Origin of the sequence: Nostoc punctiforme PCC 73102, from assembly GCF_000020025.1 — a bacterium.
Classification (GTDB): Bacteria; Cyanobacteriota; Cyanobacteriia; order Cyanobacteriales; family Nostocaceae; genus Nostoc; species Nostoc punctiforme.
This window is the reverse complement of record NC_010628.1, coordinates 1,097,287-1,121,467: the sequence shown is the minus strand read 5'-3', so window position 1 is coordinate 1,121,467 and position 24,181 is coordinate 1,097,287. Positions and strand designations below refer to the sequence as shown.

22 protein-coding genes and 2 pseudogenes are annotated in these 24,181 nt (G+C 42.8%); 10 read left to right on the top strand and 14 right to left on the bottom strand.

All coding sequences use genetic code 11. The features are described from left to right. The 4 genes and pseudogenes from secA to NPUN_RS04800 all read right to left on the bottom strand — a co-directional run bounded on the left by secA (position 1) and on the right by NPUN_RS04800 (position 4,442). On the bottom strand, positions 1 to 2,793 hold the full coding sequence (gene secA / locus NPUN_RS04815; RefSeq protein WP_012407702.1) for a preprotein translocase subunit SecA: 2,793 nt from the start codon (positions 2,791 to 2,793) through the stop codon (positions 1 to 3). A 319-nt stretch (positions 2,794 to 3,112) separates the two neighbouring features. Continuing rightward, positions 3,113 to 3,685 (bottom strand): cytochrome c, encoded by a 573-nt coding sequence (locus NPUN_RS04810; RefSeq protein WP_012407701.1) that lies wholly within the window; start codon positions 3,683 to 3,685, stop codon positions 3,113 to 3,115. Positions 3,686 to 3,832: 147 nt separating this feature from the next. Continuing rightward, positions 3,833 to 4,195: pseudogene (locus NPUN_RS04805) on the bottom strand (type II toxin-antitoxin system RelE family toxin). Continuing rightward, complete coding sequence (locus NPUN_RS04800) at positions 4,185 to 4,442, bottom strand: type II toxin-antitoxin system RelN family antitoxin (RefSeq protein WP_012407700.1); 258 nt, start codon at positions 4,440 to 4,442, stop codon at positions 4,185 to 4,187. Before NPUN_RS04800 ends, NPUN_RS04805 begins: the two are co-directional and overlap by 11 nt. Before the next feature lie 24 nt (positions 4,443 to 4,466). Between NPUN_RS04800 and NPUN_RS04795 the strand changes: the two genes are divergently transcribed. Continuing rightward, positions 4,467 to 4,781 (top strand): hypothetical protein, encoded by a 315-nt coding sequence (locus tag NPUN_RS04795; protein ID WP_041565200.1) that lies wholly within the window; start codon positions 4,467 to 4,469, stop codon positions 4,779 to 4,781. A 191-nt stretch (positions 4,782 to 4,972) separates the two neighbouring features. Here the strand turns inward: NPUN_RS04795 and NPUN_RS04790 are convergent, their stop codons facing one another. The 4 genes from NPUN_RS04790 to surE form a co-directional block, all read right to left on the bottom strand. Beyond that, positions 4,973 to 5,881 (bottom strand): AAA family ATPase, encoded by a 909-nt coding sequence (locus NPUN_RS04790; RefSeq protein ID WP_041565199.1) that lies wholly within the window; start codon positions 5,879 to 5,881, stop codon positions 4,973 to 4,975. Positions 5,882 to 5,968: 87 nt separating this feature from the next. After that, positions 5,969 to 7,048 carry a bifunctional riboflavin kinase/FAD synthetase gene (locus NPUN_RS04785; RefSeq protein ID WP_041565198.1) on the bottom strand — a complete coding sequence of 360 codons (1,080 nt, stop codon included), beginning with the start codon at positions 7,046 to 7,048 and terminating at the stop codon, positions 5,969 to 5,971. Between the two features lie 667 nt (positions 7,049 to 7,715). Next, the gene (locus NPUN_RS04780; protein WP_012407696.1) at positions 7,716 to 8,612 is read right to left on the bottom strand and encodes an MBL fold metallo-hydrolase; all 897 of its coding nucleotides are present in this window, start codon (positions 8,610 to 8,612) and stop codon (positions 7,716 to 7,718) included. A gap of 287 nt (positions 8,613 to 8,899) precedes the next feature. After that, entirely contained in the window at positions 8,900 to 9,697 is a 798-nt protein-coding gene (gene surE / locus NPUN_RS04775) for a 5'/3'-nucleotidase SurE (RefSeq protein ID WP_041565197.1), read from the bottom strand. Between the two features lie 300 nt (positions 9,698 to 9,997). Between surE and pheS the strand changes: the two genes are divergently transcribed. From pheS to NPUN_RS04740, 7 genes are all read left to right on the top strand, one after another. Continuing rightward, positions 9,998 to 10,990 (top strand): phenylalanine--tRNA ligase subunit alpha, encoded by a 993-nt coding sequence (gene pheS, locus NPUN_RS04770; RefSeq protein WP_012407694.1) that lies wholly within the window; start codon positions 9,998 to 10,000, stop codon positions 10,988 to 10,990. A 44-nt stretch (positions 10,991 to 11,034) separates the two neighbouring features. Beyond that, positions 11,035 to 11,250 (top strand): hypothetical protein, encoded by a 216-nt coding sequence (locus tag NPUN_RS04765; protein ID WP_012407693.1) that lies wholly within the window; start codon positions 11,035 to 11,037, stop codon positions 11,248 to 11,250. Next, positions 11,247 to 11,417, top strand: a complete 171-nt coding sequence (locus NPUN_RS44440; protein WP_012407692.1) for a type II toxin-antitoxin system RelE/ParE family toxin — start codon at positions 11,247 to 11,249, stop codon at positions 11,415 to 11,417. The genes NPUN_RS04765 and NPUN_RS44440 overlap by 4 nt, the downstream gene beginning before the upstream one ends. A gap of 177 nt (positions 11,418 to 11,594) precedes the next feature. Further along, positions 11,595 to 12,170, top strand: coding sequence for a Uma2 family endonuclease (locus NPUN_RS04755; RefSeq protein ID WP_012407691.1), 576 nt, complete (start codon positions 11,595 to 11,597; stop codon positions 12,168 to 12,170). A gap of 43 nt (positions 12,171 to 12,213) precedes the next feature. Continuing rightward, positions 12,214 to 12,588, top strand: coding sequence for a DUF6883 domain-containing protein (locus tag NPUN_RS04750; protein ID WP_012407690.1), 375 nt, complete (start codon positions 12,214 to 12,216; stop codon positions 12,586 to 12,588). Further along, a complete protein-coding gene (locus tag NPUN_RS04745) occupies positions 12,585 to 12,911 on the top strand; it encodes a DUF4926 domain-containing protein (protein WP_012407689.1) in 327 nt (108 codons plus the stop codon). Before NPUN_RS04750 ends, NPUN_RS04745 begins: the two co-directional genes overlap by 4 nt. A gap of 45 nt (positions 12,912 to 12,956) precedes the next feature. Next, positions 12,957 to 13,586 (top strand): hypothetical protein, encoded by a 630-nt coding sequence (locus NPUN_RS04740; RefSeq protein ID WP_012407688.1) that lies wholly within the window; start codon positions 12,957 to 12,959, stop codon positions 13,584 to 13,586. Positions 13,587 to 13,613: 27 nt separating this feature from the next. Here the strand turns inward: NPUN_RS04740 and NPUN_RS04735 are convergent, their stop codons facing one another. Then, positions 13,614 to 15,500, bottom strand: a complete 1,887-nt coding sequence (locus NPUN_RS04735; RefSeq protein WP_012407687.1) for a S9 family peptidase — start codon at positions 15,498 to 15,500, stop codon at positions 13,614 to 13,616. A gap of 209 nt (positions 15,501 to 15,709) precedes the next feature. Then, a complete protein-coding gene (locus NPUN_RS04730) occupies positions 15,710 to 17,155 on the bottom strand; it encodes a RecQ family ATP-dependent DNA helicase (RefSeq protein WP_012407686.1) in 1,446 nt (481 codons plus the stop codon). 155 nt (positions 17,156 to 17,310) lie between these two features. Between NPUN_RS04730 and NPUN_RS04725 the strand changes: the two genes are divergently transcribed. Together NPUN_RS04725 and NPUN_RS04720 are read left to right on the top strand one after the other, a co-directional pair. After that, positions 17,311 to 17,748: a GNAT family N-acetyltransferase gene (locus tag NPUN_RS04725; protein ID WP_012407685.1), complete on the top strand. Its 438-nt coding sequence runs from the start codon at positions 17,311 to 17,313 to the stop codon at positions 17,746 to 17,748. Positions 17,749 to 17,914: 166 nt separating this feature from the next. Beyond that, entirely contained in the window at positions 17,915 to 20,371 is a 2,457-nt protein-coding gene (locus tag NPUN_RS04720) for a HEAT repeat domain-containing protein (RefSeq protein WP_041565195.1), read from the top strand. 146 nt (positions 20,372 to 20,517) lie between these two features. Here the strand turns inward: NPUN_RS04720 and NPUN_RS04715 are convergent. The 4 genes and pseudogenes from NPUN_RS04715 to NPUN_RS04700 all read right to left on the bottom strand — a co-directional run bounded on the left by NPUN_RS04715 (position 20,518) and on the right by NPUN_RS04700 (position 23,874). Next, a pseudogene (locus tag NPUN_RS04715) lies at positions 20,518 to 21,198 on the bottom strand (SnoaL-like polyketide cyclase). Between the two features lie 184 nt (positions 21,199 to 21,382). Then, positions 21,383 to 21,577: a hypothetical protein gene (locus NPUN_RS04710; RefSeq protein ID WP_012407683.1), complete on the bottom strand. Its 195-nt coding sequence runs from the start codon at positions 21,575 to 21,577 to the stop codon at positions 21,383 to 21,385. 75 nt (positions 21,578 to 21,652) lie between these two features. Continuing rightward, the gene (locus NPUN_RS04705; RefSeq protein WP_012407682.1) at positions 21,653 to 23,257 is read right to left on the bottom strand and encodes a 2-isopropylmalate synthase; all 1,605 of its coding nucleotides are present in this window, start codon (positions 23,255 to 23,257) and stop codon (positions 21,653 to 21,655) included. A gap of 95 nt (positions 23,258 to 23,352) precedes the next feature. Beyond that, positions 23,353 to 23,874: a LabA-like NYN domain-containing protein gene (locus tag NPUN_RS04700; protein ID WP_041565194.1), complete on the bottom strand. Its 522-nt coding sequence runs from the start codon at positions 23,872 to 23,874 to the stop codon at positions 23,353 to 23,355. Positions 23,875 to 24,181: the final 307 nt, after the last annotated feature.

Genomic DNA, 24,181 nt, shown 5'->3' with positions numbered 1-24,181 from the left:
TTACACCATCTCTGATGATGCCTGCATCATTTGCTGTGGCTGCGGTTGGAACATAAACAACGAGTAAACCACATCTCGGCGGATGTTGACCATCATATCCAAGAAGAGTTCGTAACCCTCGCTCTTATACTCAATTAGTGGATCTTTTTGCCCGTAACCACGTAATCCCACCGATTCACGTAAGGCATCCATTTGTTGCAGGTGTTCCCGCCACAGGGTATCAATGCGTTGCAAGATAAAGAAACGTTCAGCTTGGCGCATCAGTCCTGGTTGAACTTGGTCAATTTGCGCTTCTTTGAGGTCGTAAGCAATTCGCACCTGTTCATGGAGGAAAGCTTTAATCTCGCCGACTGTCATATCTTCTAATTGATTTGGCTGCAAGTCTGCTAGTAGATAGACGAATTCTTTGACTTTCTCAACCAACTTTTCTAACTCCCACTCTTCGGAGGGTAAATCTATGTTGATGTAGTAGTCAACGATGTCATCCATCGTTTTTTCAGCGTACTTGATTACCTGTTCTTTCAAATCTTGACCTTCTAAAACCCGACGGCGTTCGGCGTAAATAGCACGACGTTGATTGTTCATCACCTCGTCATACTCAAATACCTGCTTACGGATGTCATAGTAGTAGGTTTCGACTTTTTTCTGTGCGCCTTCCAAACTGCGGGTAAGCATCCCAGACTCGATGGGCATATCTTCTTCCACTTGGAAAGCATTCATTAACCCAGCAACGCGATCGCCACCAAAAATCCGCAGTAGGTTATCCTCTAAGCTGAGGAAGAATCTCGTGGTTCCAGGGTCGCCTTGTCTACCTGCACGTCCCCGCAACTGGTTATCAATCCGCCGCGATTCGTGGCGTTCTGTACCAATTACGTGCAAACCACCGATTCCTACTACCTCATCATGTTCGCGGGTAGTAAATTGTTCGTATTCCTGTTTAACCCGGTTGTAAGCTTCCCGCAATTTCAGAATCACAGGGTCGTCGATAGGAGCTTTTTCGGCAGCCACAGCTACCTTGTCTTCAGCTTCGAGTTCCGGTAAACTGCGATCGCCATACTCACGGACTGCAATTTCTACTGCATCTTTAAGTAGTTTCTCTGTTTCTTTTGTCAGTTGGGTGGGGAAAATTTCTGGTGAAGCCCGCCAAGTTTTGACTTTTTTGCCAGGGACAAAGCCTTGACCACCACCATGTCCTGTAGGCAATCCGGCTGGTCTTTGAACGCCAAAGCTATCTTCATCTTCTGGCATGACGATGCGGGGCATAAAATATTCCCGCAGCTTCAAACGTGCCATGTATTCGGAGTTACCACCCAAGATGATGTCTGTACCTCTACCAGCCATGTTAGTAGCGATAGTAACAGCACCTTTCCGTCCAGCTTGGGCGACAATTTCCGCTTCACGCTCGACGTTTTCCGGTCTGGCGTTGAGTAATTCGTGGGGAATCTCTAGCTGCTTCAGCAATCGGCTGAGAAGTTCGGATTTTTCGACACTAGTGGTTCCCACCAACACAGGTCTACCAAGTTCGTGCATTTCCGCACATTCTCTGGCGATCGCACCCCACTTACCTGCTTCTGTCTTAAAGACCATATCAGACAAGTCTTCGCGTCTTCTGTCACGGTTGGTAGGGATTACCGCAACTTCCAGTTTGTAAATTTTTTCAAATTCTGGTTCTTCCGTTTTTGCTGTTCCGGTCATTCCACCGAGTTTTGGATACAGCAAGAACAGATTTTGATAAGTAATTGTCGCTAGAGTTTGAGTTTCTGGCTGAATCTCTTCGTGTTCTTTGGCTTCAATAGCTTGGTGTAGTCCATCACTCCAACGCCGTCCAGGTAACACCCGACCGGTAAATTCATCCACAATTACTACTTCCCCATTGCGGACGATGTAATTTACATCCTTAAGGAAAAGTTCTTTGGCTTTAATTGCATTGAAAACGAAGTGCGCCCAAGGATCTTCTGGGTCAAATAAATCTGTGACTCCCAAAAGATTTTCGGCTTCCGCAAAGCCTTCATCTGTCAATAGCACGTTACGAGCTTTTTCATCTACATCATAATGTTCGTCTTTTTTGAGTGTGAATGCTATTTCAGCCGCTTGCAGATACTTTTCTGTAGGTCTTTCCACCTGCCCAGAAATAATCAGAGGTGTCCGCGCCTCATCAATTAAAATTGAGTCTACCTCGTCAATTACGCAATAATTGAACGGACGTTGGACCACATCTGCCATTGATGTCGCCATGTTATCCCGCAGGTAGTCAAAGCCGACTTCGCTGTTGGTGACATAAGTGATATCGCAATCGTAGTTCTTCTGGCGTTCACTGGGAGTCATGCTTGACTGGATTAGCCCCACACTCAACCCCAAGAACCGATGCACCTGTCCCATCCATTCAGCATCCCGACGAGCCAGGTAATCGTTCACGGTAATGACATGTACACCTTTACCAGTCAAGGCATTTAAATAACTTGGTAAGGTTGCTACGAGCGTTTTACCCTCACCAGTTTTCATTTCGGCAATTTGCCCTACGTGCAAAATGATACCGCCAAGGAGTTGGACATCAAAGTGCCGCAAGCCTAACACTCGCCGTCCTGCTTCCCGAACAACGGCGTAAGCTTCTGGCAAAAGGTCATCCAGGGCTTCACCTTTGGCGAGTCGTTGTTTAAATTCGGCAGTTTTACCTTTTAGCTCCTCATCGGAAAGAACCTTAATTTCTTCCTCTAAAAGGTTAATTTCAGTAACAGAAGGTTGGTATTTTTTAAGCTTACGAGCGTTGGGGTCGCCCAACAAAAGTTTTAGCATGGCAGATTATAGAACTGAATCAAGGGGGATGGGGATTAAAGGTTCGGCATTGATTATAAACATTTAACCCAAACCAACCGTCTTGGTTGTGGATGGGTGTCAAATGAAAATTACCTCAAAAACAGGAGAAAAACTAGCCAATCATTTAGTAAACTGATTGGTTTTAACTCTTATCTTATATTTAGTCTTTCTTCATAGTATCATTTTGCCCCCAGATGGGGCCAGAGAAGGAGTGGGGGAATAGAGTTATGAGTTATAAGTTATGAATTTTTTCAACTCCTAACTCCTGTAGAGACACGATTAATCGCGTCTCTACTCCTCACTTCCATTCTGCTGTCAGGCGGCGGAAATTGTAGTCAGTAGCGCTAGGATGACAGCTGACACAACTGCCAAGCTGGACTGGACGTGGTAACTTAACTCCTGGATGTAAAGCTTTGAAATAACGTGAGTTACTGAGGCGATAGGGTGTTTCTTCGTCGTCTCGCTGCACACGCGAGAAAGTTGAAAGATATTTCCACACCAAAATGCGCGGCGGATCGACTAAAGGCTGTAGTTGTGCGCCGTAGTGCTGCGAGTCTTGCAGGAGATTTTTCCAAGTTTGGGTGGGTAAAACGGCTGGTGGTAAGGCAATGTGGCAGGTGGAGCAGTTTTCCAAATACAGCTCTTGCCCAAGTTGGTACTGTGCAGGTACTACGTCAACAGTACCAATTTCGACGGGAGGAGTAGCACTGTGAGCGTTAGTTGCCAAGGCTAGAAGCCAACCCATAGCTAGGCTCCACGTTACAATTACCAGAAGTAAACCGAAAAATTGGCGTTTGAATTCACGTTCGGCACTTTGCTGTAAACCTTGGCGATCGCCATCGCGGATTTTGCGCTTAACAAAAATTGACATTCCTCACATTCCCAGATATTTAGAAGTGGCGCTTGTGCTAATCATAGGACTTACCCAGCGTTGTCAGTAGTAATATAGCAATGCCTATCGGTAAGCCCTTCTGCGTCTGCATCTCTCAACATTGCAAGGAAAAATCTCTTAGCAGTTTTAACCTGAATCACTAAAAAAATCAGCCATAATATCTCGGATTTCATTCGCACCAATATCTTCTCGGTCAGATTTGGAATAAATCGTTAGTAGCAAAATATTTGTAGGTGATTCAACTTGATAAATCAATCGGTATCCAGCACTCTTATCTTTTTGGATACTACTGTTGCGAACTCTCACCTTATAAACAACATACTCCTCACCAATGCCCGCAATGCGATCTCCTACAAAATTCCTTTGTTGTAATTGCTCAATAATCGGTTGAACATCAGAGCGAATATTGCGGAATCTCTTTGATAGTCTGTAAAGTTCCTGCTAAAACTCATCGGAAAATCGAATTGAAACCGCATTATCACTCTGCATCAATCCTGTCCCATAGTTCACTAAGTGGTCTAGTTTGACCAGCTTTTGCTTGCTGTAAGACTCTCCTCAAGCTAGCTTTAATCTCTTCAACGGGTGTATCATCAGGGTCAACCTCTTCTGCTTCTGCTGGTTCTGGAACCAACACAATTACCCGAACCTGATGAGGATAAGTGCTTCCCTGAATCGGCTCATCTAAAACTAGGTTTCCTTGAGAGTCAATCCTACCGGTAACTTCGATCGCTTTCATCTGTTGTCTACCTCATTAGAATCTATGGAAAAGGATTATGCTCTCATTCTTGAACTTCTTGATCTAAAAGGTGATCAAGGAGTTCACTGGTACAAGCTCGACCGCTTAATGATGTTAACAGGTGAACCACTAGCTGGTCATGAATATATTTCGCAAGTAGTGAGAGAATTATCAGATTTGGGATTATTGAAAGTTATCAATGACAAGAGTCCATTAAGCGGCAAATGTGTCATCTCAGATAAAGGTAAAAAATGGTTGGCTGACAGGAACTATAATGGCTCTCTTGCCCGTTCAATATTGTCTACACTGGTAGAAAAATATCAGATAACCCTGTATTAGCTCAGTGTTAACATGACTATTATCGGTCATTTATGACATTTCCAAATAGTGTACATTTTGTGAATGTATGTACTTAATAAAGTAGAACATAACTAAGAGAACAAGCACAAAATTTCAGAGGCATAGAACTCACTTTAACACGTACAAATTGAAGCAGGATAAAGAATCTAAAGTTTATATTCACTCTTACATTAAGGAATAGAAACCGATCGCAATAATCGCTCAACAACAGTTCTAGCGTTGCGTCCTCCTCTAGGAATAAGGCGATGGCAAAGAACGTGAGGGACGAGAAATTTCACATCATCGGGAATGGCATAATCACGCCCTAATAGAAAAGCTAACGCTTGGGCAGCCCGTTGTAATGCTAATGTGCCACGCGGACTGACACCAAGAGCGATTTCCTCATCTTGGCGTGTTGCCCGCACCAATTCGAGGATGTACTGTTGCAAGGAGGTTGTTACTTTTACTTGAGAGCAGATGTAACGCAATTCCTGTACTTCTGCCAAGGTAATACAAGGCTGCAAATCACCAACCTTAATACCATTTTGGAGATTTTGCAGCATCAGGAGTTCTTCTGCCTCCGAAGGATAGCCCAAACTCAGCGACAACATGAACCGATCCATTTGCGCTTCCGGCAGGGGAAAAGTACCTTGATACTCGATCGGGTTTTGAGTAGCGATGACAAAGAAGGGCTGGGGAACTAGACGAGAGACACCATCGACTGTTACCTGATGTTCCTCCATAACTTCCAGCAAAGCTGACTGAGTGCGGGGTGTAGCGCGGTTAATTTCGTCAGCTAAGAGAATATTCGTAAAGACTGGCCCAGGGAGAAAAGTAAATTCGCCGCTTTTTGGGTTCCAGATATTGGTGCCAGTAATATCAGTTGGCAGTAAATCGGGGGTACATTGTAGGCGTTGAAACTTACCATCCAGTGAACGAGCTAGAGATTTAGCGAGTAGGGTTTTACCAACACCAGGAACATCTTCTAGCAGGGCATGACCACCACCTAGCAAGGCTACTAGCACTAAGCGTATTGCTTCAGCTTTGCCAACAATGGTAAGAGCCAGATTTTGTGTTAAAGCGTCAATTTTTTCTCTCATGCAGCGCGGGGAGTGGGGAGTAGGGAATGGGGAATTGGGCATTGGGAAGATGAATTAATAACCCATGCCCCATGCCCCATGACCTATCTATTGTTCCCACTCAGCACTCAAAACTTCTTTAGCAACAACGCAGTCAAGTTGAATTTGTGTTTTTAAGGCTTCTAGAGAAGGGAATTTTTGTTCAGGGCGCAAAAATTTAACTAATTCTATAGCCAGTTTTTTGCCATACAAATCACCAGACCAATCGAATAAATGTACTTCCGCAGATGAATAAGTACCATTTACAGTTGGGCGGTTGCCGATGTTCATTACGCCCAAGCTCTCACTAGAAGCAGCATTTGATGTTTCACTAAGAGTAAAAACACGGACAGCGTAAACTCCTTGGCGGGGCAAAAACTTTTCTTTTGGTAGTTCGAGATTGGCGGTGGGAAAGCCAATTGTTCTACCCAATTGTTGACCTTGAACCACAACACCAAAGAGAGTATAGGGGCGACCTAGTAGTAAATTTGCGTTTTCGATGTCGCCTTGTTCAAGGGTTTGGCGGATCAATGAAGTGCTAATGCGGGCATCTTGAGTTGGATTAGTACTGACGCAACTGCTTTGGGTGGGCGAGTCACCTGTATAAGTTTGTAAGGGAACGATGGTAACGGGGATATTGTGTTTGGCGGCGATTAATTGCAAATCTTTAGCAGTGCCACTGCGTTTTTCGCCAAAACAAAAATCCTGCCCGATGCTAATTCGCTGGCATTGCAGTTGCTGGACGAGAATTTTTTGGACGAATTCTTCGGGGGTCAAAGCAGATAATTCTTTATCAAAGGGTAGTAATACTAGTTGTTCTACCCCAAGCGATCGCAATTGTTGGACTTTTTCATCCAGTGGCGTTAACAAAGTCCGGGGTTGCCCCGTGAAAAACTCCTGTGGATGGGGGTCAAAGGTGACAACTGTTGAGTAGATATATTCTTGATTTGTTTGTTGTTGATTTTCCTTTGACTGGGGACTACTGGCTACTGACAAGCGATCGCAAGGGTGCAAAACTGGTTGAATTACCCTTTGATGACCAAGATGAACACCATCAAACTTGCCAAGGGCAACAGCAGTCGGCGTTAGCAGCCCTTCGCTCGAAGAAGCAACCCACACAGAACACCCATTTTGAGACAAATTTAGCACGTGGATTCTGAGATTTTAGGTTTATTTTAGCTATCAGCAGGAAGCTACCTTATAGTAAACCGCCTTGAGGAGGACATTCACCAACTGCCCATGAGGTCTTGTACGATCAGCCAAGGTGTTGATGCCACCCCTTTTAGCTATCAGCCAAAAGCCTAACCCACGGGAAGTAGCCCCAGATGGGATCTTATGCTATCAGCTTGACTACTAATTTTAGATTTTAGATTTTTATTTTTTGGTTTAGTCCTCGCTCTTAATAGGCAGAACAAATCCAAAATCTTCAGAACTAATACCCGAACTTTGTAGCAGGACGTTCGTGGAGCGTCTCGCAGAGAAGACTGTTGTCTGTTTCAATCCAAAATCCAAAATTGGTTGACAGCTAATTGCTAATTCCAGATACTCCAAATACCAGAGCTAAAAAGGCTCTAGTTCCCTGTTGGGACTGCAACGAGGTAAAACCTCATTCAGCCGCAAGAGAGGGTCTTGTGGGTGCCTGGGCTGTGTTGGTGAATCTATAAAGTCTATCCTCCTGTTGCCGCCCTTATCCTATGGTTGGCGTGACAACTCTGGGCAGCGCTGTCTCACCTTGCAGCCAACAGGTACGCTCTCGCGCTGAAAGCTTCCGATTACCAATCTAATCTAAAATCTCCAATTCCTGCGATCGCAATCTTTAGGTAGAAAACTTACTAACAGGAAAAGATTCTGATAAGGCTACTGAGGTAGGAATCTGAAGTACCATTCCTTCCCGTGCCATAATAGCACCGGGAAATTTCTCAGAGGCTTGTTGCCCTACACAATCCAAAAAGTCGTCATTGTGGGCGGGGTCGTGGTGGTAAATTACCAAAGTTTTGACGTTAGCAGCTTGTGCCACTTTCACCGCTTCTTGCCAGGTAGAATGTCCCCAGCCAATTTTTGGGGTTTTTGGGGAGTGGTATTCTTCATCTGTGTAGGTGGAATCGTAAACCAGAATATCAGCATTACGAGCTAGCCACAGCACATTGTCATCGAGCCGGTCAGGAAAATGTTCGGTATCAGTAATATAAGCAACAGCACCACCACGCCAGTTGACACGGTATCCTACGGCTTCTCCTGGATGGTTTAAAGGTGCTGTTTCTACGGTAACGTCATCAATGTGGATTGGTTGCCCCGGTCGAATGTCATAGAACTTTAAATTGGCTTGCATAATCTGCAAGGGTACGGGAAAGTTCGGGTGTAACATTTGATCGTTGAGGCGCTGCTCTATGGTCGATCCATCAGGTGCGATCGCACCGTAGATATGAAAGTCATTACCCTTGACAAATCCTGGGGTAAAGAAGGGAAAACCCTGCATGTGATCCCAGTGAGAGTGAGTAAAAAATATGTGACCTTCTAACGGCATTTGGCGCAACCAAGATTGCCCCAAAACATGTAGTCCCGTGCCAGCATCGAAAACTAAGCGTTTATCGCCCGCTTGCATTGATATGCAAGGGGTATTACCGCCGTAGCGAACGGTGTGTGGCCCTGGGCTGGGGATGCTGCCGCGAACGCCCCAAAATTGTACGGTAAATTGATTCTCTATCCTAGACATGGGTGTTGCTTGCTGGACTGAGCGGGCGATAACTGGAAAAATTACTATTTAAATTGTCTAAGTTTACGCTGTCTCACCGATTGTATTAGAGGGAAGATTTCTTGGTAAAACAGCATACCCTGTTTCTGGCTGATTGTGTAAATGTGGATGAAATACTGTCAGGGAGAATTTTCTAGCTTTTGGGGTGAATGTGTATCGGTTATTTCAAGAGTGCCCCTACGTTATAGCCTACATTTTTCTCTGATGCATTTGAATAACTCCAGTTTTGTCCTGATAAATCAAATGATTCAGGTAAAATTGAATTCCCAATCAGACAATTTCTCTAGTACAGTTGCGTAAGTTAGATTGTATTGTAACGGAGTTATACTGATGTAATTTTTACGTACAACCTGCACATCTGTTGGTACATTTTGAGGCAGATTTAATCCAGTTGGAGGTTCCACATCCTCAACTACTTCTCCAGTTAACCAATAGTACGTTTTTCCACGAGGATCAACTCGTTTATCAAACACATCAATGTAACGCCGTACTCCTTGACGGGTAAGTGTCACTCCAGCAATTTCTTCCCACTTCACAGCAGGAATATTAACGTTGAGCAACATTAAATCTGGTAGAGGTTTTTGGGCTAACTGGTCTACGAGAACTTTGGCAAACTTAGCAGCAGGTTGAAAGTCTTTAGATGTGTGACTAATAAGACTTAGGGCTACGCTGGGAATACCTTCAATTAGACCTTCCATTGCCGCCGAAACAGTTCCAGAATACAAGATTTCAGTTCCCAAATTTGCACCTTGATTAATGCCAGAGAGAACCAAATCGGGAGGAGTATCTAGCAAAGCCCACAGCGCCAATTTGACGCAATCTGAAGGCGTACCATCGCAAGCCCAAGCTTTGACAGCAGGATGAAAAATTGACTCTACAATTTCGGCACGAATGGGTTGGTGGAGAGTTAATCCATGTCCAGTTGCCGATCGCTCTCGATCTGGGCAAACTACACTAACATCATGACCTGCTTCTGCCAAGTAGTTGGCTAGGGTACGAATCCCCAAAGCAGAAACGCCGTCGTCGTTGCTAATTAGTAATCTCATAGTCATTAGTCATTTGTACTGAGTTTCGACTGCGCTCAACTACCGCGTAATCGTAAAGCCTGCGGCATAGCTACGCTTAGGACGCAGCCTCTCGTTGAGAAGTATGGGTCATTGGTCATTAGTTATTAGTTATTTGTTATTAGCGATTTGTCAATGTCTGAAATCACAAGCACCAAAAAAACATTTATACTCACCAGTACATTGTGGCGGAAGTTTACCCCTTGCCTGTAAGTTGATTTATCGAGCAGTTCACAGCTTTTGACTATAGACTAATGACTAATGACTAATGACTAATAACTAATGACTAGCAATTTAGAAGCTCAACTTTTAGCACTGCGGCAAGAAGGAGAAAAAGCGATCGCAGCCGCCGACACCCTAGAACGTCTGGAAGAACTCAGAGTTAACTATCTGGGTAAAAAAGGGGAACTGGGGGCGCTGTTGCGAAGTATGGGGCAGATGAGCGCAGAGGAACGACCAAAAATTGGAGCGATCGCCAATACAGTCAAAGAATCTCTGCAAACTAGTCTAGACCAGCAACGTGTTGCCCTCGAAGCCGCGCAAATTCAGGTACAGCTAGAGGCGGAAACTCTCGATGTAACGATGCCAGGAATTTACAGTCCCCAAGGTCGCATTCATCCCCTCAACGGCATTATCGACCGGGCGCTGGATATCTTTGTTGGTATGGGCTATACCGTAGCTCAAGGGCCAGAGATGGAAACAGATTACTACAATTTTGAGGCTCTCAACACCCCGCCAGATCACCCCGCCCGTGATATGCAGGATACCTTCTACCTGCCAGATGGTAATCTTTTACGCACTCATACTTCGTCAGTGCAAATTCGTTACATGGAAAGAGAAGAACCACCGATTCGGGTTGTAGCTCCAGGGCGAGTTTATCGGCGAGATAATGTAGACGCGACTCACTCGGCTGTTTTCCATCAAATAGAACTTTTAGCCATTGATGAGGGACTAACTTTTACAGACCTCAAGGGCACAATTAAAGTATTTTTACAAGCAATTTTTGGCGATTTACCTATTCGCTTCCGCGCCAGTTATTTCCCGTTTACTGAACCTTCTGCTGAAGTGGATTTGCAGTGGAATGGTCGCTGGCTAGAGGTGATGGGCTGCGGTATGGTCGATCCAAATGTACTTAAGTCTGTAGGTTATGACCCAGAAGTTTATACTGGGTTTGCTGCCGGTTTTGGTGTAGAACGCTTTGCAATGGTGTTACATCAAATCGATGATATTCGTCGATTGTATGCTAGTGATTTGAGATTTTTGCAACAATTTTAGGCATACGTAATAGTTATGTATTGCAAGTAAGGTAACAATAAATAATGACCTCAGTTTCCAGGTTAGATCGAGTTCTAGAAAGCATTGAAGACTTATCAGTAGATGAACAAGAAACATTGATTGATCTGATCAGTCATCGGTTGGCAGAACGGCGGCGTTCTGAAATTGCTGCTAACATCGCTCAAGCACAAGCAGAATACCAGTCTGGTAAAGTGTTCTGTGGAACTGTTACTCAAATAATGGATGAGTTACGCAAGTGAGAACTGTAGTTCTGGCATCATCGTTTAAACGAGCATTTAAGCGATTGGTACGACGACAGCCAGAATTACAAGAGCGAATTGAAGAGCGGTTAGCATTACTAACCGCCGATCCATTTGATCCATTATTGCAGACTCATAAACTTAAAGGTAAACTGTCTGGAGCTTAGGCGTGTTCAGTAGATTATGATTGTCGCATTGTCTTTAACTTTGTGCAAAATATAGAATCTGGTGAAGAGGAAATTTTGCTAATTGATATCGGTACTCATGATGAAGTTTACTGAGTTGTAGTTGGTGTTATAGTATTTTCCTACTGACGAATTTTGGATTTAGGATTGAATAATTCAATGACTGCGATCGCTGGCAAACATCTAACGCTTGAGGAATATTTGAAGTATGACGATCGCACCGATAGCCAATATGAACTGGTGGCAGGTAAGTTAGTTGCAATCCAACCCGAAAGCCCAAAAAATGTCCAGATATCTCTCTTTTTGCTGGTAAATTTCCTCAAGTTCGTCCCAGTGAATCGATTGAGTAACAAAGTTGAAATTATTGTTGCCGGTTCTCGTGCGACAACTCGCATTCCTGACTTAGTTGTGCTGACAGATGAACTTGCAACAGCCTTAGAAGTTGCAACGCGATCGACAATCACTTTGGATATGCCACCTCCGGCATTAGTTGTCGAAGTCGTTTCTCCTGGCAAAGCTAACGAGGATAGAGAGTATCGCTACAAACGTTCTGAGTACGCTGCAAGAGGAATTGCTGAATATTGGATTGTTGATCCACAAATGAACAGAGTCACCGTGCTGATATTAGTTGACGGGTTTTATGAAGAAACCAGATTTACAGGAAATACTGCGATCACTTCTACTATTTTCCCAGAATTACAGCTAACCGCAGAGCAAATACTCAACGCTGGATAAAGCAATATCTCAAATACTCAAACGACCAGCATCTCAGGGTAAAATGTACTCAATAATTTCTACCCAAAATTCATGCCATGAACCGATGGCCTTTTTAGCGCAGGATGCAATAATCGCAGAAGAAAAGCTAACCAAATATCTGCTTGTGCCGTTGCCAAAAGACGATAAATCTAAATTTCTGGCTAGGGCTGGGTACACACTAGACAACTGGCAACAACTTGAACAGGATCTACGCACTCAAGTTTTAACGCAACCTGCCGAGCAGATCGAAATAACTCGCTATGGTCAGAAGTATGCCATTCGTGCGTGTCTGCGAGGGATTAATGGCGTTGAACTCAATATTTTAACCATTTGGATAGTTGCCAATAATACAACTAAATTTGTCACCTTAGTGCCAGATCAAGGAGGAAACTTATGAAGGTACAATACCCCCTATTCTCCCAAGTTGCTTTAGCGCAGGACTTACCAGAATACAACCTGAAACGCGGGAATGTTGCAACAATTGTGGAACATTACCCCATGCCTGAAGGGGAAGAGGACGGGTATAGTCTGGAAGGGTTTGATCTGCCCAATGTAACGATCGAAGTACCAGCGTCTCAAATCATCCCCATTTCCCAGTGGCAGCAAGAAGAAATGATTTTAGCCAAGTTACGCCAGCTATCTGGAGCCAGGCTGTTGCAATTACAAGACTATCTCGATTTTCTGTTGCAAAAAGAAGAGTCTGAGCATCAGAGTGCTTAAAGCTGTGAGTGTCACAGTGGTCAAAACTACGGAAAGTTAAGATGTATGGAGCTTGAGTATTACAAACAATACTTACATTGTAAAACACTTGGTTTTCGTAGCCAAGCCAGACAACACCTTCAGCAGTTTATTACTTCATTTGCTTCATTTACCGAGAAAGAATTGTGGACTCACGAGTTTCTAGAAAATCAACAATGCGAATATAAATATGGAATTCGCTATGAGCTTTATGAACAGGTTGTGTTTCCTGTTCTTCTTAGTGGTTATCAAAAACGCGATCCTTGGTCAATTTTGTGGCTTGCTCGTACAGCCCAAAATTTTTACAAAGTAAAGCATCTCCACAAGCAGATTAACTTTAATACAGATTATGGGTTACTCAAGGAATGTTACTTGCTCGCTCCCAGCAATAATGAAGTACAAAAAGGCTTACTAAGTGTTCAGATTAGATGGCTTCAGTATTGTATTCATGAATATCCAACTGGAATACTATATGGATCAGTAAATGGGGCAACAATAGACGAATGCCAGGAAATTCTTTCAGAAGTTGAGTTTGCTAGAAAACTTGATGTTGAAAAAATTCAAGAGAATTCTTCAATGAGGTTCAGTCAAAAGTGCTTGAATACATCGTTAGACTTCGGTCTTACAACTATCAAGGTGGTTAAAGAAAATCACTAACCACCTTTTTATTTTTGAGACTTAATTTTATTTAACTATTCCTGAATGACCTTGAATATCTCCCAAAGGTTCAAATCTACCATCTAAGTATTTGGCGAGAAACTCTTCTGCGATCGCAAAAAAGTGCAACCGATTTTCTGGTCTGGCAAAACCATGTCCTTCATCTGTGTAAAGTGCATATTGCACAGGCAAACCAGCCTCCTGCATTGCGTTGACAATTTGATCGCTTTCTGCTTGTTTCACCCGCGGATCGTTTGCACCTTGACCGATGAGTAAAGGTTTTTGAATCCGGTCAGCGAAGAATAAAGGCGATCGCGATTTCAGAAACTCCTCTTCTGTCTCTAAATTACCAACGCGATGATAAAGCATTGCCTTCAATGGTTCCCAATAAGGCGGTATAGTTCCTATCAAAGTAATCAGGTTACTCGGCCCGACAATATCCACCCCAGCCGCAAAGAGTTCTGGTGTAAAAGTTAACCCCACTAAGGTGGCGTAACCGCCATAAGAACCGCCCATAATCGCAATCTTTTGCGGATCGGAAATGCCTTGTTCTACCAGCCAGTTCACGCTGTCAATCAAGTCGTCGTGCATTTTGCCAGCCCATTCCCGATTCCCAGCATTCAAAAATGCTTTACCGTAGCCAGTGGAACCGCGAAAGTTCACTTGCAGAACGGCATAACCCCGGTTAGCTAGCCATTGCGCTGTGGGAGAGAAACCCCAAACATCCCGCGCCCAAGGGCCACCGTGAACCAGTAATACTGTTGGGAGATTTTGGGTAGGTATTCCTACAGGGGTTGTCAGGTAACTGTGGATAGTTAAACCATCCCGCGCTTCATAGGAAATCGGTTCCATTGAAGCTAACTGCAACGTTTCTAGTTTGGGTTGGTTGCTAAAAAGGAAGGTGCTAGTTTTGGACTCTCGGTTGTAGGCATAGTAATAAACTGGCCCATCGTCAGTTCTATAAGCTACTAGCCAGGTTTTATCTTCCAAGTCGCGGCTAATTATAGAGAATTCTCCAGGACGCACCTTGGCGATTTCTTCAAAATCAGCGGCGATACTTTGGTCAATTACTTGCCATTCCTGTTTATCTTTATAGAAAGAAACTGCTTGGATAACTCGCGTCAGTGGCTGAATGATTATTCCCACAACATCATACTGTTCATCTTCAGCAATGACGGTTTCTTGACGGGTGTCTAGGTCAACAGCTAGCAGACGTTTGGCGTTAGCATCGTGATTCCCTTGAATATAAAGGGTTTTACCATCAGCCGAGAAGCTAACAGAATTGCCTTCCTCTTCTGACCCCCAGTGGCGGAGAATTTCCCACTGTTTATCTGGTTTCTGCAATAACAAATCGTAACCACCATCGGCTGTGCTAGCTGTCGCTGCACGTATTTGGAAATCAGCGTCAGATGTCCAACTGATAATGTTACCGGGGTTATCGGTATCGAACTCTACAGCACCATTTTTAAGGTTAATGCGGTAAACATCAAACTTTTGGGGATTGTTTAAGTTCAACGCTACCAGTACTTGCTCTGGAAATTTAGGTTCCAGTTCCACGAGTTCAGCTTTTACACCCTGGAATGGCGTTAAGTCACGCACAATTTTAGAGTGAATATTAACCAAGTGGAGGTGAAAATTCTCGTCGCCATCCGAGTCTTGCATATAAATCAACTGGTCGGCGTTATAAGTCCAGAAGAAAATGCGGATACCGCGCTTTTTGTCGGCAGTTAATATCTGGTCGTCTTCTTGCCCTATAGTTCGCAACCATACCTGCAAGACATTTTTCTCATCAGGGGCGATATATGCCAAGTACTTGCCATCAGGCGAGAGTTGTGGGCTGGTTTTTTCGGGATTCCCAAACAGTATTTCGCGCGGAATCAACGGTGGTAGGGAGGGCGCTTGAGCAGATGACATATTTTTATCCTCTACTTGACTACCCTATTGTCACTTGGTGGTGAAAATGACAATTCATCCTATTGGATGAACCTCATTAGAGAATAAGGGATAAGGTATTGATCTCCTGAACGAGTCTTTTAGCTCCGTTCATCCACCTTTTATACTCGTGAACGAGGCTTTTAGCTCTATTTATCCACCTTTTATACTCGTTAATGAGGCTTTGATACTCATTGACAGCAATTATCGCAATGTCCGCAACGCAGGTTAGCTGCTTCTTTGTCAAAACCAAAGGCATTTAACAAAAACTGCCAACGACACTGCTTAGTTGTTAGGTATTGCTGCATCTGTTTAGCGGCGTGTAATTGGTTTGGTGGCTGATTTCCCACTTTTTGAGCAATGGTGTAATGAAAAGGGTCAAGCCAGTTTAGCTGACCACTGCTATGGAGTAAAGCTAGTGCCGTAGCACCTTCGGGAAATTGTCGAGTTACTGCATTCACTTCTCCCTGTTTTGGTAATTTTTTCACAAGTTGCTGCGCTATTTGCTGTTGCGATCGCATTTGTTCTTGAAAAAACTCCTGTCTTTGCTTATCCCCTGAATCTAACCACCCCGTAGGTTCACTTACCAATGTCAACGCTTCTGCTGGTTTCCCATCCCTTCCAGCGCGGCCGATTTCTTGCACATATTCAGATAGCAGATGTGGTGCGTGAAAATGTGCTACCCAGCGAACATCACTTTTATTTATCCCCATACCAAACGCACAGGTACAAACAACAAAGGGGATTTTGCCACTTAACCAGCTTGCTTCTACTTCACGGCGTTCTGTTGCACCCAATCCCGCATGATAGCTAGCTGTAGCGTAACCCATCTCTGCTAACCATTGGGCTAAATCTTCGCTATCTCTCCGAGTGCGAACATAAACTAATCCCGATTGTTGCGGTCTATTTTGAATAAACTTTAATAATTGTTGTTTCCTACCCCGTGGTGTCCAAGCAATGCGAATGCTGGGATGCAAGTTCGGACGGTAAGGATTCAAGCGGAAAATCTCTGGTTGCTGTAATTGTAAAACTGTTTGAATAATTTTTTGGGCTGAGGGATCAGCAGTAGCGGTAAAAGCGGCGATACTAATTTTTGTTCCTGGTGGTTTTGATTTGAGCAACGCCGGACGCACCGCCCCTAATCTGCGATAAGCTGGGCGAAAAGTATCACCCCACTGCACCAAACAATGAGCTTCATCTAAAATCAAACCATTAATTTGCAATTGCGGGTGACATAATCTTTCCCAAACTGGCGCACTGAGCAAAGTTTCTGGCGATAAATAAAGTAATCTTAGCTGTTGACGTTCCAAAGCTTGCAGAGTTGCACGGCGTTGAGATGAAGATAATTCACTATGCAAGAGTGCTGCTTTTTGGTGGCTTTCTCGTAGTTCCTGAACTTGATTTTCCATCAACGCCACCAAGGGCGAAACTACCAAGGTTAATCCTGTTTGTAGCAGTGCGGGAAGTTGAAAACAAATTGACTTCCCGCCACCTGTGGGCATAATAATCAGCGCATCTTTTTGTGACAATAAACTATTGACAATTTCTCCCTGTGGTGGACGGAAATCTTCATAACCCCAGATTGTTTTAAAAGCAGCACGGACTTCTTGCCAAGATTTTATTGTAGGCTGATTCATAATCAGTAACTATATGCACCCATATCCTTGAATGCTGAATATAGCCTCTGTTATCTAGCTAATGGTTCAGTAATTTCATCATCTGAGGTTGCAAACCACTGACCATAAGAATGAATTATAATTTTTCAACCTAATTAAATAAAAGATGTAGCAAGATGAATGAAGAATTAAAACATCGATTTTACATCAACACCGAGAAATCTAAATTAGACATTCAAATGATTCATGATTTTTTACAAACCTCCTATTGGGCTGAAAACATCCCGTTAGCTACTGTGGAAAAGTCTATACAAAATTCTTTATGTTTTGGACTTTATGAAGATAATCAACAAGTGGGCTTTGCGAGAGTCATCACTGATTATGCAACTTCTGCGTTGTTAAAAGATGTTTTTATTTTGGAGCCTTATCGAGGACAGGGTTTAGGAAAATGGTTTGTAGAATATATTTTGGAATATCCAGAATTGCAAGATGTTCAAAGATGGATGTTAGGCACAAAAGACGCTCATGGACTTTATCGCCGTTATGGATTTAAAAATTTGACAGAACCAGAGAAAATTATGATGCGTTTAAATCCTAATGCTAATCAAGCTTGAGCAAACCAGTGCGTAGGCGTAGCCCGCACTTCTCTACGAGACGCTCCGCGAACGACAAGCTCAGTGACCATCGTAGACATCGCTAACCCACATTGACAGTTAGATTACAATCTTAGGTATAGTTTCTCTGACTGGAGTTGTTCATCGGGTGATTCAATCCGATTCAATGACAAAGCATACCAGACAAGTATTACTTAGTGCGCTCAAGGTGGTTGTCTTATGCCTGACACTGTTCCTACTATGCACAAGCAATAGTTGGGCGCAAATCACTACTGACAGCAAAATTGCTCCGCTGATTGAGAAGCTGATAGATAACGATGCCCACATCAGAAGCCTTGCAGCAGATGCATTAGTTAATATCGGTTCGCCAGCAGTGCCGTCTCTGATTGAAGCTTTGAAAAATCAGGATATTAATCTTCGCTGGCACGCGGCTTCTGTTTTAGGAGATTTGGGTGCAGAAGCAGCACCAGCCGTTTCTGCTTTAAGTGCGGCATTGCAAGATGAAGATGGACAAGTCCGCCTGTACGCCACCTTAGCTTTAGGAAATATTGGTACAGCAGCCAAAGCAGCAGTTCCATCGTTGATGGCGGCGTTACAAGACAAGGAGCAATTTGTTCGCATTTATGTTCCTTCTGCACTCAGAAAAATTGGTGTAGAAGCGAAAGTAGCTGTCCCAGTATTAACTGCTGCCTTAAAAGATAAGAACCCCACTGTACGTTACAATTCTGCTTACGCTCTGGGTGCAATGGGTACAGAAGCAGTATCTTCTGTCCCGAATTTAATTGCCCTGTTGAATGATAACCAGTTTTACGTGCGTTTAGGTGCTATCAAAGGTTTAGGAGGAATAGCGGCAGGCTTTCAGGACAAAGCAAATGCTTTACCTACCTCCAAGTTGCAGAAAGTTATCTCAGACTTTGAGCAGGTATTGGCAACTATACAAAAATACAAAGATAAATTCACAGAGACGGACATTAGGCTGATACGTCGCCCTCTCAATGCCCTGAAAGCAGAAAAAGAAACTCGCCTCTTTGATAGAGTTCTGGAATCGCTATTTAAGCATAAATTACTCTTGGGAATTGCCGCTTACCTTATCTTATTACCTTCTATTTGGTTAATTCTCTTGCGGGTAGCCCCTTTATGGTTGTTGAAAATTAACAACGCCCTCAAACCTTACACAGATTTTTCTCTCCCATTTATCAGCGTTAATGTACCTCTGCGATATGTGCTATTTGTTGGCTGGTTTCATTACCATCCCAGAGTATTAGATGCGTGGGTAGCTAAATATATCAAAGCAGCCCGCGAGCAATTTCCCAAAAAGGATACAGTTAACAGTCGCGCCTGTTACATTCCTATTCCCGTTGTTCTGGATAGTACAACAGTTCCCCAACTGATGAATGAGAATTTACGCTCAACTTTCGAGAAACAACGTAGCTGCTTAGTAATTGGTGGGGAAGGGGGTGTAGGTAAAACCAGTTTAGCGTGTCGAATCGCTGGATGGGCAATGGCTGAGGCTGAAGACCAACAACTCTGCAAACATTTGATGTTACCTGTGCTTTTAGAAGAAGAATTTCGGGTAACTGAAGGTAAGTCGCCGCTTTTAGAAGCTATCAGAGGACAGTTGCAAGCTTTAATTGATGAGCCAGAGCCGATTTGTCAAGAATTATTGTTACGTTTATTAAGAAAAAAACGCATTCTAGTAATTGTAGACCGTTTCTCAGAAATGAATGCCACTACACGAGAAGCAATTGAGCCGGAGTCGCCAGAGTTTCCGGTGAATGCGTTGGTGATTACTTCCCGAATTGAGGAAAAGTTGGGGCGGGTTAATAAGACGATAATTAAACCCTTGCGGATTGAGGCGAATAAACTATCGTCCTTTATGGAAGCTTATCTGATGCAGCGAGGTAAACGCGATCGCTTTACCGATCAAGAATTTTTTGACGCTTGTAACCGTCTTTCTCTCATGGTCGGTCAAAATAATATCACTGTTTTGCTGGCGAAACTTTATGCTGAACAGTTAATCGCCAGTAAAGACGTTACATCTAATATTTCTGCGTTACCAGAGAATATTCCCAATTTGATGCTGGGTTATATCAATGAACTCAATCGTGATGTTACAGACAATCAATTTGATGATCGCACCGTTCATCAAGATGCCAAAGCGATCGCTTGGGAATGTTTGCAGCAAAGTTACCAACCAGCAACCGCCAAGCGTGCAGATGCTATTGCTGCATTAGCAGCTTTGGGTATTGACGATCCTGAAGCACACCTCAATTATCTGGAAAAGCGCCTACACCTGATTCAAACTATCGGTTCTGCTAAAGATAGAATCCGTTTTTGTCTCGATCCTTTGGCTGAGTATCTTGCAGGTTGGTATTTAATCGAATTGTATGGCAATAACGATGGCAAATGGCGATCGCATTTTTTCAAAAAGGCAGATGATTTAGTTAAAACAGGCGCACCAGATGCCATCAAAGGCTTGTTGTTGGCAGTGCAAGATTGCTACTTATCTGAGATTCAAGGTAGCAAAGAAACAGACTTTGTACCCCAGAAATCGGGTAAACTGGCTGGGTTTACACCTTCAATCAATATACCAGCTACTACTGTGCAAACACCAATACCATAAACGGCATTATTCAATTTATTTAAATTTCTCCGCATTCCCTTCTATTGCAGACTTTCGATGATTATAATCACTCAATCGGCACTCACTGCTGTTTGCTAAGAGCGCCAATCGAGCGTACTATTCCATAGACTATAACTAAATCAAAATTAGTGATTATTCTGATTTTGAGAATGGAAAGGGCAACCACCTGCCGTTAATTTCTGAAGAAAGACATTATTATCAAAATAATGCTCTAGAGACTCAATCTTCAAATCATCAGTAACGCGAGCAATACTAACTCCGACAATTTCGATTGTTTCACCTGTGGGTGCATAGTCTTTATAGGAACCATTAAATGTTCCCCAATGTCGCCACTTAAAGGTAACATTAGGCGGCCCCGAAAGTACTTCTGTTAATTCCCAAAGGAAGCCATTAGGAAAGGCTGTATGAAAAACTTGAAATGAAGATTCAAAGGTTTCTGTGTCAGAGTTATATTGCTCAGTTTTACCCAAAAACAGATTATAAGTACCTTCGGTTGCAACATCCTGAGCAGTGAATTGTTGTCCCCCATTGGTACTCATCTTAAACTTATCAGTAACAATCTAAAGCCACTGTTGAGGATTAGATTTATTAGAAGCTTCCATCTCAAAAGTGCGGACTAAATTTTGAGCGATCGCTTCTAAAGAACCTTCTGGATGCTGAAATTTACTTTCTTGATGAAGAAATTCATTGGTATATGAATAATCGGGGCGTTTTCCTTCTCGCCACTGTACTTCTTCATCATGCGCAATGACTATATCTCTATCTTGTACCCAGAGTGGCAATTCTGTTGTTTTGTCGCTACTCATACAAGCTAACTGATTATAAACATCGTTTTTTAGAATAAAGTTTTATGCTTATCAAGTAAATCGAAAAATCCCAAAAAGTAAACAATATTGATAATTAAATCAATATTGCACAAATGCGAACACAAGCAACCACAGATCCTTCTTGAGCTAGAAACTTATCCTATTGAATTTAGATAGAAGCTTTTTACTCTGCAAACAATTCTGCTGATAATTCACCTTCAGCAACCTTTATCACAGAACCTGTACTCTCATCAACATCAATATCTAGCCACATTTGGTAAAAGTATTTTGCAATCAGTGAGTCTTCTTTGATTGTGCCTTCTCTAATAATGAGATGTTTTTCTGTCAGCATAATTTCTAACAAATTTTTGGAAGTCACAAATAACTCCTCCCCAAAGTTGGAGAGGAGTTTGTTAGCATCAGCTAAAAACTGGCAGTTTCACAGATTCCGATCTCAGACTTTCTGTGCAGTTACTTCCTCTGGCTTTTCTTGAGTTTGCAAAGATGCATACAACCTATTCAACGCATTTACATAAGCTTGTGCGGATGCCACGATGATATCTGTGTTCGCTGCATGACCAGAAAACACTTTAGACTCATAACGTAAACGAATTGTCACTTCGCCAATGGCATCAATACCGGCTGTTACTGACTGCACAGAAAACTCAATCAACTCGTTGGGCACATTCACCACACGGTTGATGGCTTTGTAAACTGCATCCACTGGCCCAGTACCGATCGCAGCATCGGTTAATTCTTCACCTTTTGGGGTACGCAGAGTAACTGTAGCAGTAGGACGGGCGTTGCTACCACAGGAAACTTGCACCAACTCTACCCGGAATAAATCGGGCGCTTGTTGGATTTCATCGTTAACGATCGCTTCCAAATCCCAATCAGAAATATCTTTCTTTTTATCTGCTACTTCTTTGAATCTAACGAAGGCTTTATTTAACTCAGTATCTGACAGTTCAAAGCCCAATTCTTTCAACCGAGTCCGGAAAGCATTTCTCCCTGAATGTTTGCCCAAAACTATTTGATTGTCTGTTAAGCCAATCAATTGGGCATCCATAATTTCGTAGGTGAGTTTGTTTTTTAACACACCATCTTGGTGAATTCCAGACTCATGGGCAAAGGCATTTGCACCAACGATCGCTTTATTTGGTTGTACCAACATTCCCGTCAAATTAGAAACTAAGCGTGAGGTTTTATAAATTTGTCGGGTGTCGATATTTGTCAGGGATTCTTGAGATTCTTCTGGTCTGCCGAGAAAAGGGTTAAAATATTGCCGCCGCACATGCAACGCCATTACCAATTCTTCTAGTGAGGCATTGCCGGCGCGTTCGCCAATCCCATTGATTGTACATTCTAGTTGCCGTGCGCCATTTTTCACGGCTTCTAAGAAGTTAGCAACTGCCAAGCCTAAATCATTATGACCGTGAACGGAAATAATCGCTTGGTCGATGTTGGGGACATTTTCAATAATGCCTTTAATTATTGCCCCAAATTCGCTTGGGGTGGTGTAACCCACGGTATCGGGAATATTAACTGTTGTTGCACCAGCTGCGATCGTTCGCTCTAACACTTGGTACAAAAATTCTGGATCGGAACGAGCCGCATCCATTGGCGAAAATTCGACATCTGTCATGAAGGATTTGGCATAAGCTACCATTTCTTCGGCGATCGCTAGCACTTCTGCCCGTGACTTCCGTAACTGATACTCTAAATGAATATCAGAAGTCGAAATAAATGTGTGAATTCTGCCCTTTACGGCTGGTTTTAATGCTTCTGCGGCCGCTTCAATATCTGCTTTAATTGCTCTTGCCAAACTACAAATTACCGGGCCATTTTCTGTCCCCACAATTTGGGCAATCTTACTGACTGCTTCAAAATCTCCAGGACTGGCAAAAGCAAAGCCTGCCTCAATTATATCCACACCCAGACGCGCTAGTTGCTTGGCAATAACTAGCTTTTCGTCTATATTCAAAGTCGCTCCCGGACACTGCTCTCCATCTCGCAGTGTAGTATCAAAAATGATAATCCGATCTGTTTTGTTTGTCATTTGCGGTTTGTTGTTTAATTTTTACTTGTGGCTCAATATATCTTCAACCTTAGTTTTTCTTTTACTCTTACCTTTGTAAATAATTGCTAAGGCTATTAACCTTCGGTTTTTTCTATTTGATCTCTGATATCATTTAAATCTATATATCTATCAGTAGCGTTTCGTAGTTCTCTAGCGATCATTCCTTCTGTAGATACTACCGTAATATGTGTATTTTTTGAGCGTAATAGTTCGATTGCTCGTTCAAAATCTCCATCGCCACTGAATAATACTACTCGGTCATACTGGTCTACTGTATTAAACATATCTACAACAATTTCAATATCTAAATTCGCTTTTTGCGAGTAACGACCAGAAGTATCATCATAATATTCTTTAAGAATTTTAGTTCGGACTGTATATCCTAGACTAATTAGAGCATCTCTAAAACCTCGTTGATCTTGTGGGTCTTTTAAGCCAGTGTACCAGAATGCATTAATTAATGTTGTTTCTGATTGCTCATGTTTAAAGTATTCTAAGACTCGCCGCGGGTCAAAAAACCACCCATTTTTTTGTTGAGCATAGAACATATTGTTTCCGTCTACAAAAATAGACAGACGATTCATTGGAGAACCCATACAAATTTACACCTAATAATATAAATGAATTTAGATGGAACAATAGATTATAGCAATTTTCAAATAGCAAGTTTGCTAATATCTATAAAGTAGCTCTTCATCTATAGCTTTTATCCTACCTCTTTCAAGGCATAAAAATGGATGCAACATTGGAGTTGAGATGCTGGGTGCTAAACCTTATTCACCTCCAGCACTGCAAGAGCTACCATCTGATCGAAATCTACCAAAAAAATTGAACCAGTAACAGCATTTATCGCTGTATAACATTAAAGTTTACTCCTAAAGAGGTATAGCATAAGCTTAGGGT